Source organism: Rhizobium sp. SVR5-9E (assembly GCF_056755095.1).
This window is the reverse complement of sequence record NZ_JBNDHS010000851.1, coordinates 1-229: the sequence shown is the minus strand read 5'-3', so window position 1 is coordinate 229 and position 229 is coordinate 1. Positions and strand designations below refer to the sequence as shown.

The 229-nt window shown below is 59.4% G+C and carries 1 pseudogene; it reads left to right on the top strand.

The features are described from left to right. A pseudogene (locus ACPYOJ_RS37250) lies at nt 1-229 on the top strand (TonB-dependent siderophore receptor); the annotation flags it as partial.

Here is a 229-nt window from a genome sequence, read left to right as displayed (position 1 = left end):
GAATTACGGTCTTGAGGGCGTTTCGATCCTGCGCGGCCCCTCCTCTGCGCTCTATGGCGCCACAGGTGCCGGCGGTCTCTTCAATCTGATCACCAAGCGCCCTACGGAAGAGCCCTACCACGAGATCATGGGGCAGTTTGGCACCGATCAACGCTATCAGGGCCAGTTCGACTTCTCCGGACCCGTCGGCGATGAGGATCCTTTCTATTATCGCGTGACCGGTCTCTAC